Origin of the sequence: Pasteurella dagmatis, assembly GCF_900186835.1 — a bacterium.
In the GTDB taxonomy this organism is placed as follows: domain Bacteria; phylum Pseudomonadota; class Gammaproteobacteria; order Enterobacterales; family Pasteurellaceae; genus Pasteurella; species Pasteurella dagmatis.
On the sequence record NZ_LT906448.1, the window covers coordinates 42,315 to 55,310 of the forward strand.

A 12,996-nucleotide genomic window follows, 5' to 3' on the forward strand; every position below is an offset into this window, starting at 1 on the left:
CCTATTTTAAATATAGACTGAAATTTTCAGTCTATATTTTTATCTATTTTTTAAAGTTTTTCGGAAAGATAATATGCAACAGAACATCATAATCCAAATACAAGGAATGACTTGCCAAGCTTGTGCGACTCGTATTGAAAAGGTCCTTAATAAAAAGCCTTTTGTAGAACAAGCTACTGTTAATTTTGCTAGTGAGCAACTGCAAGTGAGTTTTGACGACGCCCAACATTCGGCAGAGGATATTCTACAAATCATTCAAAATACAGGCTTCGATGGCAGTATTAAATCAGAAAAAACACCTCAAATTATTCAAACAAAGACACTACCTTGGCGTTTGTGTTTACTCTTATTGATTAATATTCCTTTTATCATTGGTATGTTTGGAATGATGTTTGGTAAACACCAATGGATGTTGCCTACAAAATGGCAATTTGTTTTGGCAAGTATTGTTCAGTTTTGGTTAGCAATTCCTTTTTATAAAAGTGCATGGAGCAGTTTAAAAGGTGGTTTAGCCAATATGGATGTACTTGTTAGCCTTGGTACCTTAAGTATTTATTTTTATTCTATGTTTATGTTATTAGTAGCTCCAGAGCACCACCACGAAGTCCCACCTGTGTATTTTGAAGCTAGCGTAATGGTATTAGGTTTCGTGAGTTTAGGTAAATTTCTGGAAGATCGAACTAAAAAACACAGTTTAAATAGCCTTGGACTATTAATTAAACTCACACCACAACAAGTCATGGTACAACGTAATTCTCAATGGCAAATGTTACCCTTAGATCAAGTTCGCATTGGCGATCTATTGCGTGTAAATCAAGGTGAACGTATTGCGGCAGATGGTGTGGTAGAAAACGGTACCGGTTGGGCAGATGAAAGTCATTTAACAGGTGAACTAAAACCAGAAATGAAAAAGTCCGGCAGTAAAGTGCTTGCTGGAGCAATGCTAAGTGAAGGCTCACTTGAATATCGTGCACAGCAATTAGGTAGCCAAACCTTATTAGGCGATATGATGAATGCGTTGTCAGAAGCTCAGGGGACTAAAGCACCCATAGCTCGTTTTACGGATAAAGTGGCTTCGGTATTTGTGCCTATAGTGGTACTGATTGCATTACTTACCTTTGGATTAACTTATTGGTTTAAACAAGATTCTGTAACTGCTTTAATGCATGCTGTTGCCGTGTTAGTGATAGCTTGCCCTTGTGCTTTGGGCTTAGCAACACCTGCTGCGATTATGGTAGGAATGGGTAATGCGATTAAGCACGGCATCCGTTTCAAAGATGCTGCTTCAATGGAAGAGAGCGCACGAGTAAATGCTGTAGTATTAGATAAAACGGGAACTTTAACTGAAGGAAAACCACAAATTGCAGCAGTTTGGATAGATGAAAAGTGCGGTTATTCTGAGCGAGATTTTTATCGCTTGGCTGCTTCCGTAGAACAATATGCAACCCATCCATTAGCCAAAGCTATTGTGCAAAAGGCGCAACAAAAAGGCATTACTTTATTTGAAATTTCACAAATTCAGACCGCACTTGGAGCCGGTGTCCAAGCAGATGTTGAAAGTGTGGGTTCGGTGAAAATGGGTAAGGCAGATTATTGTCAACTTCAATTGCCAGAGTTAGACGATCCTATTTGGCAGCTAGCGAGCATCGTGGCTGTTGCTGTCAATGGTCAACCTATTGGTGCATTTGCTATTGCAGATAAATTAAAACCAGATTCTGCTCAAGCGATTAAACGATTACAGGCACATAACATTGAAGTCTATGTGATGAGTGGCGATCAACAAAGTGCAGTGGAATATATTGCAAATCAATTAGGTATTCAAAAAGCCTATGGGAATTTATCACCACGCGATAAAGCAAATAGAATCGAGCAGTTAAAAACAGAGGGTAAAGTTGTTGCAATGGTAGGTGATGGAATCAATGATGCGCCTGCGTTAGCAACTGCTAATGTGAGTTTTGCAATGAAAAATGGGGCGGATGTAGCAGAACATACTGCATCGGCGACATTAATGCAACATTCTGTAAATCAAATGGTCGATGCATTGCTACTTTCCCAAGCAACATTAAAAAATATCAAACAGAATCTATTTTTTGCCTTTATTTATAATGTATTAGGGATACCATTGGCAGCGATTGGCTTGTTAAACCCAATTATTGCAGGTGCGGCGATGGCGATGAGTTCGGTGTCAGTGTTAATGAATGCGTTACGTTTGAAACGTATGAAAATAGAATGATGGCTTGTCTAAAAATAAAAGGGCAAACCAAGTAGGTTGCCCTTATTTTATTTATCTAAGCTTTACGGCGTAAAATCAGAAAACGGCAATCATAAGGATTATTTTCATCGGACTTGCGCAATTCATCGTGTTCAATTGTCCATTCATCCCACATAATTTCAGGGAAATAAGTATCGCCTTCTAATTCTGTTTGGATTTCGGTTAAATACAGTTTATCCGCTTTCGATAAATATTGTTTAAATAACTCTCCGCCGCCAATCAGCATAATTTCAGGTGAATCTTTGACAAAATCGACCGCACTTTCAAGGCTGCTTTTCCAAGTGATGCCTTCGTGTTCATAAGGTTGGTGAGACAGTACAATATTAACACGTTTAGGTAGTGGGCGACCAATGCTTTCAAAGGTTTTACGCCCCATAATCACTGGTTTGCCAGTGGTATTTTGGCGGAACCAAGCTAAGTCGGCAGGTAAATGCCAAGGCATTTGATTGTCTTTCCCAATCACGCGGTTTTTTGTTATCGCAACAATAAGACTAAATGTCATTTGAGTTTCCTGAAATAGAGCATAAAAGTGCGGTTACTATACCACAGGTTTTTGTCTATAGAACAGTAAGCCGGGTAATGCTAACCCAAAAACTAATGCACCGAGAATAAATCCTGTTTTAATAAAGTTGTCAAATAGCAGTGCTGTGAGTTCATGTGACCAACCTTCGTTATGTACTTGGACCACTGTCAACATTGCTTTATAAGCATAAACACCTGGGATCATTGGAATAATTGCAGCGACAGTAAATACTTTTGGATGTGCTAAGTAACGATGAGACAAGTGTACCCCAATAAAACCAATTAATGCAGCACCGCAAAAAGTTGCGAACACTAATGGAACATCAAAATGCACTAACAACATACGGAAGCCATGGCCTAAAGCACCTAAAATCGCACAATATTTTAAGGCATTAGGTGGAACATTGAACACAAGCGCAAAGCCGACAGCAGGAATGGCAGCAAAAAACATATCGTCTAATAAACTAAATAATAACATTTTATTTTCCCCATTCTGTAATGCCTAAAACACTTAGCGCAAAGACAATACCTAGGCATGCGCCAAAAGTTAAAATGGTTGCAATAGCCCAACGAGCAATGCCCATATTAATATGCCCTTTTAAAATATCTGCTAATGCATTGATTAAAGGGAAACCTGGTACTAATAACAAGACGCTAGATGCCATTGCTATTTGTGGTTGATTGCCAATATTATATTTGAATGAAATCCCCGCAATTAATGTGGCAACAAATGCAGTAATTGAAAATACAATAAGTGGATTGTAGTGGCGTGCTGCAAGTAATTGACGTACATACATTGCAATCGCAGCAGCGATAAATGTGATTGATGAAACAAGCGGATCTCCGCCGGATAAATGGGCAAAAGAGGCACAAGATAAGCCGATCATGAATACTACAAAATAACGGTTATATTTAAGTGGACGAATACGATCGAGTTTTTCTTTTACTTGGCGAATATCATAAATTTTGTGTTCTGCCGTGATGACAATGCGTTGAACTTCGGTGACTACCTGCATATTAATTCCTTTATCTTGGTTTTTCCGCACAGTAGTAATGCAATGATTATTATTTAAGGTAGTGAGAATAATTGCATTTGGGGTGAGGGCGCATTCAACGCTTTCAATGCCTAGGGCAAGTCCTAATCGATGTGCCATTTGTACGATAACCGCACTTTCTGCGCCGTGTTGTAGCAATAATTGAGCAACTTGAATACAAAGACGTGTGACTTCTCTTTGCCGTTCCGTGTCTAAAGGATGTGATGAGTCCATAACAAGAATCCTACGTAAAAAAGAAATGTTGTTTATTATATGCCCTTTTAGTAAAAAAAATTTGTTCTAAATCATACAAAGTGCGGTGAAAACTTGATGATTTTTCTAATTATTAGTGATAATTTACAGATTATTTTTACAAAATTAAGTTATAAAATGCAGAAAATTAAAACTGATAAAACCATTGTTGTGAAATTTGGTACAAGCACCTTAACGCAAGGTACAGCCAAATTGAATTTGCCGCATATGATGGAAATTGTGCGCCAATTAGCTCAACTTCATCACGCAGGCTTTCGTTTAGTGATTGTGACCTCTGGAGCGATTGCAGCAGGTCGTCATTATTTGAATCACCCTCAATTACCCCCAACGATTGCATCTAAACAATTATTGGCTGCGGTAGGGCAAAGCCAGTTAATCCAAACGTGGGAAAAGTTGTTCGCTATTTATGATATTCATATTGGACAAATCTTATTAACACGTGCGGATATTGAAGATCGTGAACGTTTCCTCAATGCTCGTGATACTTTGCATGCGCTACTAGATAATCAGATTATTCCAGTCATTAATGAAAATGATGCAGTAGCTACTTCTGAAATTAAAGTGGGGGATAATGATAATTTATCCGCATTAGTGGCGATTTTGGTACAAGCGGAACAGCTATATTTATTAACCGATCAACAAGGATTATTTGATAGTGATCCGCGTAAAAATCCAGATGCTAAATTGATCACTGAAGTGAGTAAAATTACGGACCATATTCGTTCTATTGCGGGTGGCAGTGGTACAAACCTTGGTACAGGTGGTATGTCAACTAAAATTACTGCCGCAGATGTTGCAACTCGATCTGGCATTGAAACCATTATTGCCCCAGGTAATCGCTCAAATGTGATTGCTGATTTAGCCTATGGTGAAACTATCGGAACAAAATTTATTGCTCAGTCTGATCGGCTTGAAAGCCGTAAACAATGGCTTTATGCTGCACCTTCAGCAGGCATTATTACTATTGATGACGGTGCAGAAAGTGCGGTATTAATTCAGCATAAATCATTATTACCTGCGGGTATTGTTAGTGTAGAAGGGCGTTTCTCTCGTGGCGAAGTTGTGCGTATTCGTACTAAAGGTGGCAAAGATATTGCTTTAGGTATGCCACGTTATAACAGCGATGCATTGAGCTTAATCAAAGGCAAAAAGTCACAAGATATTGAACAAATTCTTGGTTATGAGTATGGTTCAGTTGCGGTACATCGTGATGATATGATCGTCTTGTAAAAGTTGTAAAAGTTGTAAAAGTTGTAAAAGTTGTAAAAGTTGTAAAGGTTGTAAAGGTTGTAAAGGTTGTAAAAGTTGTAAAGGTTGTAAAAGTTGTAAAGGTTGTAAAAGTTGTAAAGGTTGTAAAAGTTGTAAGAGGAGTAAAAATGAAAGTAATTAAGTTATGTGCATTTGGGTTAATTACTCTCGTAATGGCAGGGTGTGTACAAAGTTCAGGCACATCTTATCAACGAATTGAAGCGCGTAAACCGTTTAATGTGACAAGTAGCGAAAAACGGATTAATACAGTGGAATGTTTAGATAATGATGACTGGTATTTAGACGGTTATAGAGTAGGAAAATCATTCCGTGAACATAAACAAAAATTACTTTCACAACGTAAAACTTATTGTGAAGAGCAAACCAAGCAGCCAGTGCCAGATCGATTTTTAATCTCGTGGGAAAATGCTTATAAGCGAGGTTCAAAAGCTTAACAAATAAAAAAGTGCGGTAAAAATCACCGCACTTTTTTTATGTTTCATTATTAAAGAATATCTAATAATTCAACTTCAAATACTAATGTACTGAACGGAGGAATTGAGGCACCTGCACCACGCTCGCCGTAAGCAAGGTTGTGAGGGATGATTAAGCGCCATTTTGAACCTACTGGCATCATTGATAATGCTTCAATCCAACCTGCAATGACTCCATTTACTGGGAATTCAGCTGGTTGACCACGTTTTACAGAGCTATCAAAGACTGTACCATCGATTAATGTACCAGTGTAATGAACTCGTACTTTGTCTTCACGAGCAGGCACTTTACCATTACCTTCTACTAACACTTCATATTGTAAACCTGACTCAGTGGTTTTAACTCCGCTTTTTTGTGCATTTTCTGCTAAGAATTGTTTGCCCGCAGCTTCAATTTCTTTGAATTGTGCTTGTTGCGCTTCAGCTGCTTGTTGCTGTAATGTTTGTAACGCTTGACCTACTTCGTTTAACTCAAGTGCTGGTGCATTTTGATTTAATACATCAAAAATACCTTTTGCTACAGCTTCAGCCGTCACATCAAGTTGGCTTTCTAATAATTGCTGACCGATTTGTAAACCGATACCATAGCTACCTTTTGCTGAAAGGCTTTCTAATGACACTTGGTCAAAAAATTGTTTACTCATTGTTTTTCCTATTGTTTCTATTGTAGTTAAATAATTAAGAATTATTTTTTATGTGCAAGAATTTCACCCATACGCACAGGGCTATCCACTTGCAAATGATCCGCCAGTTGCACACGATCTTTTTCAAATAAATTGATTACTGTAGAGCCTAATTGGAATGCGCCCATTTCTTGACCCTTGATTAATTTGACCGCACTTTCCCCCTCGTAAGTCCAAGTCGTGATTTCATTTGGACGAGGTGGATTAATCACGCCAGCCCACACAGTACTCATACTTGCTGTAATCGTTGCACCCACTAAAATTTGTACCATCGTACCAAATTCAGTATCAAATACGCAGATTACACGTTCATTGCGAGCAAATAAGTTTGGTACGTGCTCAGCTAAAAATGGATTGACTGAGAATAAATCGCCTGGTACATAAATCATTTTGCGTAAAATAGCATCACAAGGGATATGTACCCTGTGATAATCACGTGGTGATAGGTAAGTCGTGACAAATTCACCGTTTTTGAACTGATTTGTTAATGTTTCATCGCCTGCTAATAAATCGCTCAAGCTGAAATAATGACCTTTAGCTTGTAGTAATAAATCATTGTCGATATGACCGATTTGGCTAATGTGCCCATCCGCGGGTAAGCAAAGCGCAGTCGGATTTTGATTAATTGGACGAGCATTTTCCGCTAATTGTCGGATAAAGAATTCATTGAAGCTTGCATAATCATTAAAGTTCGGTTTTGCCGCTTCACTCATATCCACATTGTATTTTTTTGCAAATAATTTAATCACAAAATGCGTTACTACTCCCCATTGTTGTTTGGCAAACCAACCGGCAATTTGTGTTAAATAAAGTTGTGGCATAACATATTGAAAGGCAATTTTAATACGTTGCCAATAACTCATTTTTTCTTTTTTTCCTAATATATTCATAGTGATAAATCATCTTTTTAAGTTAGAATAACAGGCTTAAATAGCCAAATGCTCGGCGATTATAACAAGTTATTACGTTTATGTAAGTATTTGCGTGAATTTACGCAGTATTACCGCAAGATTACATAGTAGCGAAAAACATAGGTGAAGTAATGGACGAACAACAACTTTTAGCACTTGATCAGCAACATATTTGGCATCCTTATGCGGCAGTTAATTCAACAATGCCTTTATTTGCGGTAGAGCGTGCAGAAGGCGTATATATCCAATTAAAGAATGGCAAGAAACTCATTGATGGTATGTCTTCTTGGTGGTCAGCAATTCATGGTTACAATCATCCTCGTTTAAACCAAGCAGCTATCCATCAGATCAATGAAATGAGTCATATTATGTTTGGTGGATTTACTCATCAACCTGCGGTTGAACTTGCACAACAGTTAGTTAATATTTTACCTTCAGGTCTAGATAAAATCTTTTTTGCAGACAGCGGATCGGTAGCGGTCGAAGTAGCAATGAAAATGGCAGTACAATATCAGCAAGCAAAAGGCGAAACTCAACGTCATAAATTCGCTACAATTCGCTCGGGTTATCATGGTGATACTTGGCACGCAATGTCAGTCTGTGATCCTGTTACTGGAATGCATAGTCTGTTTGCTAAAGGCTTACCTATGCAGTATTTTTTACCGCAGCCGAGAGTGAAATTTGGAGAACCGTGGCAACAAAGTGCGGTACAACCTTTAAAAGATTTATTTGAACAGCATAGTCATGAAATTGCAGGTTTGATTTTGGAGCCGATTGTGCAAGGTGCTGGTGGAATGTATTTCTATTCGCCAGATTATTTAGTGCAAGCTAAAGCGTTGTGTAAAGAATATGGCATTTTGTTGATTTTTGATGAAATAGCCACGGGATTTGGGAGAACAGGTAAATTATTCGCTTGTGAACATGCTAATATCATTCCAGATATTATGTGCATTGGCAAAGCGCTAACAGGTGGTTATCTCACCTTATCTGCGACTATAACTAATCAAGTGGTGGCAGAAACGATTTGTTCTGGCGAGGCAAAATACTTTATGCACGGTCCAACTTTTATGGCAAATCCATTAGCTTGTGCCATAGCGGCAGAAAGCATCAAATTGTTATTAGAAAGTCCTTGGCAGCAAAATATTCAGCGCATAGAGCAACAATTGCAACAAGAATTAGCACAAGCAAAAGCATTAGATTGTGTTGCAGAAGTGCGTGTTTTAGGGGCGATAGGAGTCATTGAAATGAAATCGCCCGTCAATATGGCAAGTTTGCAGCCTCGTTTTGTTGAAAATGGCGTTTGGGTGCGCCCATTTGGTAAATTAGTCTATTTAATGCCACCTTATATTATTTCATCTGCACAACTCTCTCAGTTGATTCAAGGTACAATCAACAGCCTGAAACAAGAATATCTGCAAGAGGAAACGGGCAATGCATGATAATTATCTGCGACATTTAGATGCTTTAAAAGAGCAAAATCAATTTCGACAGCTACCTCAATTAATTCATCAAGGGCGATTTATTCAGCGAGAGGGAAAAACAATGCTGAATATGTCCTCTAATGATTATTTAGGCTTAGCTAATAATCAAGCATTGCGCCACGCTTTTTTGAATCAGTATCAAGAGCAGCTGCCTGCATTTACTTCTTCCTCATCCCGTTTATTGACGGGTTCTTTCCCAATTTATGATGAGCTTGAAAGTCTAATGGCGAGAGCTTTTAGGCGAGAAAGTGCGTTACTGTTTAATAGTGGATATCACGCCAATATTGGTATCTTACCGGCATTGTCAGATAACAAAACATTAATCATTGCAGATAAGCTAGTGCATGCCAGTATGATTGATGGCATTCGTTTGGCACAATGTGATTTTTTACGTTTTCGCCATAATGATTACGAACACCTCGAGCAAATTTTGCAAAAAAATCACCGCTCTTTTGAGCGTATTATCATTGTGACCGAAAGCGTATTCAGTATGGACGGCGATTGTGTGGATCTGACTAGGCTAGTAGCACTAAAACAGCAATTTAGCCAAGTGATGTTGTATGTGGATGAAGCACATGCTATCGGAGTGTATGGTGAAAATGGTTTAGGTATCGCAGAACAACAAGGTTGCATTGATGAGATTGATATTTTAGTCGGTACTTTTGGCAAAGCATTGGCTTCAATGGGCGCTTATGTGGTTTGTGATCAAGTGCTCAAAGATTATTTTGTTAATAAAATGCGATCGCTGATTTTTTCCACTGCATTGCCGCCATTTAATATCGCTTGGACCCATTTTTTGTTCCAACAATTGCCTAGTTTAAAAGCAGAGCGAACACATCTTGCCATGTTAAGTCAGTATTTACGCAATGCAATTGTGAACATTTTTGATACTAAAATGCCGAGTGAAAGTTGTATCGTACCTTATATTCTTGGTGATAATGAATTGACTATCAAAACAGCCCAACACTTGCAACAGCAGGGGTATTATTGCTTACCTATCCGTCCGCCAACAGTGCCTAAAGGCACATCACGCATTCGCTTTTCTCTTACAGCAGATATGCAACTCGCTGAGGTGGATCAATTAATTGCTTGTTTACAGGATTTAGCCGTATGAAAACAGAATATCTTCGACGCGCAGGAGAAAATCTAATTGTTTACTTTGCAGGTTGGGGCACAGCTCCGAGCGTAGTAGAACATCTTTCTCTGCCAGAAAATTACGATTTATTGATCTGCTATGACTATCAAGATTTGAATTGTGATTTTGACTTTTCCGTTTATCATCACATTCGTGTAGTTGCATGGTCAATGGGTGTTTGGGTCGCTGAGCGTGTAATGCAAGGTTATCGTTTGTTATCAGCCACTGCGATTAATGGTACAGGGAATCCTTGCCACGATAAGTTTGGCATTCCTGAAATGATTTTTACCGGGACGTTAAATGGTCTGAATGAGGAAAATCGTCATAAATTTGAACGGCGTATTTGTGGCTCTAAAAGTGCATTAAATAATTATCAACAGTTGGCACAACGTCCAACCCTAGACGAAATTCATGCAGAATTAACCGCACTTTATGCTTTTTTACAGCAAGATCATCGCACTGATTTGATCCAGTGGACAAAAGCCATTGTGGCATCAAAGGATAAGATTTTCCCAGTACAAAATCAGAGAACTTATTGGAAAGAGCGTTGTACCATCTGCGAAATTGAAGGTGAACATTTAGTGTTTCCACTCTTTTCTCATTGGCAAGAATGTTGGCTGTGACTATGCAACATATTGATAAAAGATTAATCAAGCGACGTTTTTCATCCGCAGTGTTGGATTACGATCAACAGGCAACCGCTCAACAAATGATTCATCAACGGCTAATTAGTTTATTAGCACAAATACAGCATAGACATTTTGCTGATGTGTTAGAAATTGGTTGTGGCACGGGCGGATTGACGAAATTATTAATGCAATATTTGCAGGCAGAATATTGGGAGCTTAATGATCTCTGCGATATGCAGGCTCATTTGCAAGAATATCTACCTAAACCTTTTCAATTCCATTGTGGTGATGCGGAAACGCTTTCATTTGAGAAAAAATATGATTTGATTGCTAGTGCATCAGTAGTACAGTGGTTTGCTGATAAAGCGGGGTTTATAGAGCGGAGTACTTTATGGTTAAAAAAGCATGGATTTTTATTGTTCAGTACATTTACTTCCAATAATTTAAAACAGATTAAGACTCTCACTGGTGTAGGGTTAAACTACCCAACTATTGATGATTGGAAAGGCTGGTTAAGTCCTAAATTTGAGATTTTAACTTTGGAGCAATCAGAAATTGTCTTGTATTTCGAAGATCCTTTGGCGGTGCTAAAGCACTTAAAACAAACAGGTGTTACAGCTACGCAACAACAAGGTTGGACAAAAGGCCAATTGCAAGTATTCTGCCAACAATACCAGCAAAATTACACTAATTCGCAGCAAAAAATTGAGCTGACTTATTCGCCATTATACATATTAGCGCGTTTAAAATAACAAACTTGACAGGAAGAAAAATGACAGCAACTGTTTTATTTGTGACAGGTATTGATACCGATATTGGTAAAAGCATCGTAACAGGTTGGTATGCCAAAAAATTAATGCAACAAGGTGCGCGAGTTATTACTCAAAAAATAATCCAAACAGGTTGCCAGGGCATCGCTGAAGATTTATTGATTCACCGTAAAATACAAGGGATTGATCTGACTGAAGAAGATAGAAATGGGGTGACTTGCCCTTATGTGTTTAGTTATCCTTGTTCACCGCATTTAGCTGCAAAATTAGAGCAGCGTGAGATTGATGACAAAAAAATCGAAAAATACACCGCACTTTTAAGTGAAAAATATGATTATGTACTGTTAGAAGGTGCTGGTGGCTTATGTGTACCCTATAACGAGGAAAAAACTACTTTAGACTATATTGCTGAACAACAATATCCTGTGATTTTAGTTACTTCTGGTAAGTTAGGGAGTATTAATCATACCTTATTGAATTTACAAATACTTCACTCCAAAAGTATAAAAATTCATTCAGTAATATATAATCTGCATCCAAAAACAGATGAAATTATTAGTCAAGAAACAGAGGCTTTTTTACGCCAATATTTAGCCAAGAATCACCCTCAAACACAATTTGAAATAATTAATTTTATCGAAATGTAAAACTCACCTAAAAAAGCAAAATGGCACTTGAAATGGAGTGTCTTTTTTCCTAAGATGGAGATGCTCTTATTAAGATGTAAGAGAGTTAAGTTGTATTGTCAATTTATTTGTCTTAACTTTAATAAGGAATCACATAATGAAAATGACCAAAATTTTTGCGATTACTTTAGGGGCATTAGCATTAACTGCGTGCAGCCAAACCATGAAGCAACCGGAGAAACATAGTCATTGGGGTTATACTGGTCATGAATCGCCAGAACATTGGGCGCAACTTTCACCAAAATTTGCAATTTGTGGTGAGGGTAAAAGCCAATCCCCGGTTAACATTGTCAATACGATCGATGGCAAATTACCGCCAATTAAAATCGATTATCGTCCGTCTAATGTTGAAATTGTCAACAATGGACACACCATTCAAGTGGACTTCAAAGATGCAAATAACATGATGCATTTGAGCGGTAACACTTATACTTTGAAACAATTCCATTTCCATGTGCCAAGTGAGAATCACATTCGTGGAAAATCTTTCCCATTAGAAGCGCATTTCGTACATGCAGATAAAGACGGCAATCTCGCTGTGTTAGGCGTGTTATATGTGTTATCGAATGAGAACCAACGTTTATCACCAATCTGGAGCAACTTCCCACAAAAAGCTGGTGAGAAATACACTCCGGATACTGCATTTGATCCATCTACACTTATTCCGGAAAAACGAGATTACTATCGTTTCAGTGGCTCATTAACTACACCACCTTGTTCAGAAGGGGTAAATTGGTTAGTACTAAAACAGTATGACAAAGTGAGCCAATCACAAGTTGATGCTTTTTCTGCAGTAATGAAAGGGAATAACAACCGTCCTGTTCAACCAATTAATGCTCGTGTGATTGTTGAATAGAT

14 protein-coding genes are annotated in these 12,996 nt (G+C 38.2%); 9 read left to right on the forward strand and 5 right to left on the reverse strand.

Annotated elements, in window-relative coordinates; translation table 11 throughout:
* Nucleotides 1–73 precede the first annotated feature (73 nt).
* Nucleotides 74–2,233, forward strand: a complete 2,160-nt coding sequence (locus CKV78_RS00250; protein ID WP_005765104.1) for a heavy metal translocating P-type ATPase — start codon at nucleotides 74–76, stop codon at nucleotides 2,231–2,233.
* A 55-nt stretch (nucleotides 2,234–2,288) separates the two neighbouring features.
* Here the strand turns inward: CKV78_RS00250 and folA are convergent, their stop codons facing one another.
* The 3 genes from folA to CKV78_RS00265 are packed head-to-tail and all read right to left on the reverse strand — an operon-like array spanning nucleotide 2,289 to nucleotide 4,062.
* Entirely contained in the window at nucleotides 2,289–2,774 is a 486-nt protein-coding gene (folA, locus tag CKV78_RS00255) for a type 3 dihydrofolate reductase (protein WP_005765106.1), read from the reverse strand.
* Nucleotides 2,775–2,810: 36 nt separating this feature from the next.
* A complete protein-coding gene (locus tag CKV78_RS00260) occupies nucleotides 2,811–3,272 on the reverse strand; it encodes a threonine/serine exporter family protein (protein ID WP_005765107.1) in 462 nt (153 codons plus the stop codon).
* Nucleotide 3,273: 1 nt separating this feature from the next.
* On the reverse strand, nucleotides 3,274–4,062 hold the full coding sequence (locus CKV78_RS00265) for a threonine/serine exporter family protein (RefSeq protein WP_005765109.1): 789 nt from the start codon (nucleotides 4,060–4,062) through the stop codon (nucleotides 3,274–3,276).
* Nucleotides 4,063–4,218: 156 nt separating this feature from the next.
* Here CKV78_RS00265 and proB point away from each other — a divergent pair, with 156 nt between their 5' ends.
* Nucleotides 4,219–5,331 carry a glutamate 5-kinase gene (gene proB / locus CKV78_RS00270; protein ID WP_032855706.1) on the forward strand — a complete coding sequence of 371 codons (1,113 nt, stop codon included), beginning with the start codon at nucleotides 4,219–4,221 and terminating at the stop codon, nucleotides 5,329–5,331.
* Nucleotides 5,332–5,477: 146 nt separating this feature from the next.
* Complete coding sequence (locus CKV78_RS00275) at nucleotides 5,478–5,804, forward strand: hypothetical protein (protein ID WP_005765112.1); 327 nt, start codon at nucleotides 5,478–5,480, stop codon at nucleotides 5,802–5,804.
* A 50-nt stretch (nucleotides 5,805–5,854) separates the two neighbouring features.
* On the opposite strand, the gene CKV78_RS00280 is transcribed toward CKV78_RS00275, so the two are convergent.
* Together CKV78_RS00280 and asd are read right to left on the reverse strand one after the other, a co-directional pair.
* A complete protein-coding gene (locus tag CKV78_RS00280; RefSeq protein WP_005765114.1) occupies nucleotides 5,855–6,487 on the reverse strand; it encodes an FKBP-type peptidyl-prolyl cis-trans isomerase in 633 nt (210 codons plus the stop codon).
* Between the two features lie 41 nt (nucleotides 6,488–6,528).
* Nucleotides 6,529–7,416 carry an archaetidylserine decarboxylase gene (asd, locus tag CKV78_RS00285; RefSeq protein ID WP_005765116.1) on the reverse strand — a complete coding sequence of 296 codons (888 nt, stop codon included), beginning with the start codon at nucleotides 7,414–7,416 and terminating at the stop codon, nucleotides 6,529–6,531.
* 152 nt (nucleotides 7,417–7,568) lie between these two features.
* Between asd and bioA the strand changes: the two genes are divergently transcribed.
* The 6 genes from bioA to CKV78_RS00315 all read left to right on the forward strand — a co-directional run bounded on the left by bioA (nucleotide 7,569) and on the right by CKV78_RS00315 (nucleotide 12,994).
* Nucleotides 7,569–8,876: an adenosylmethionine--8-amino-7-oxononanoate transaminase gene (bioA, locus tag CKV78_RS00290; protein ID WP_005765118.1), complete on the forward strand. Its 1,308-nt coding sequence runs from the start codon at nucleotides 7,569–7,571 to the stop codon at nucleotides 8,874–8,876.
* Nucleotides 8,869–10,032: an 8-amino-7-oxononanoate synthase gene (gene bioF / locus CKV78_RS00295; protein WP_005765120.1), complete on the forward strand. Its 1,164-nt coding sequence runs from the start codon at nucleotides 8,869–8,871 to the stop codon at nucleotides 10,030–10,032. The genes bioA and bioF overlap by 8 nt, the downstream gene beginning before the upstream one ends.
* Nucleotides 10,029–10,676 (forward strand): pimeloyl-ACP methyl esterase BioG family protein, encoded by a 648-nt coding sequence (locus CKV78_RS00300; protein WP_005765122.1) that lies wholly within the window; start codon nucleotides 10,029–10,031, stop codon nucleotides 10,674–10,676. The genes bioF and CKV78_RS00300 overlap by 4 nt, the downstream gene beginning before the upstream one ends.
* A 2-nt stretch (nucleotides 10,677–10,678) precedes the next feature.
* A complete protein-coding gene (bioC, locus tag CKV78_RS00305) occupies nucleotides 10,679–11,434 on the forward strand; it encodes a malonyl-ACP O-methyltransferase BioC (RefSeq protein ID WP_032855671.1) in 756 nt (251 codons plus the stop codon).
* 20 nt (nucleotides 11,435–11,454) lie between these two features.
* Nucleotides 11,455–12,099 (forward strand): dethiobiotin synthase, encoded by a 645-nt coding sequence (bioD, locus tag CKV78_RS00310; RefSeq protein ID WP_005765126.1) that lies wholly within the window; start codon nucleotides 11,455–11,457, stop codon nucleotides 12,097–12,099.
* Between the two features lie 136 nt (nucleotides 12,100–12,235).
* On the forward strand, nucleotides 12,236–12,994 hold the full coding sequence (locus CKV78_RS00315) for a carbonic anhydrase (RefSeq protein WP_005765128.1): 759 nt from the start codon (nucleotides 12,236–12,238) through the stop codon (nucleotides 12,992–12,994).
* Nucleotides 12,995–12,996: the final 2 nt, after the last annotated feature.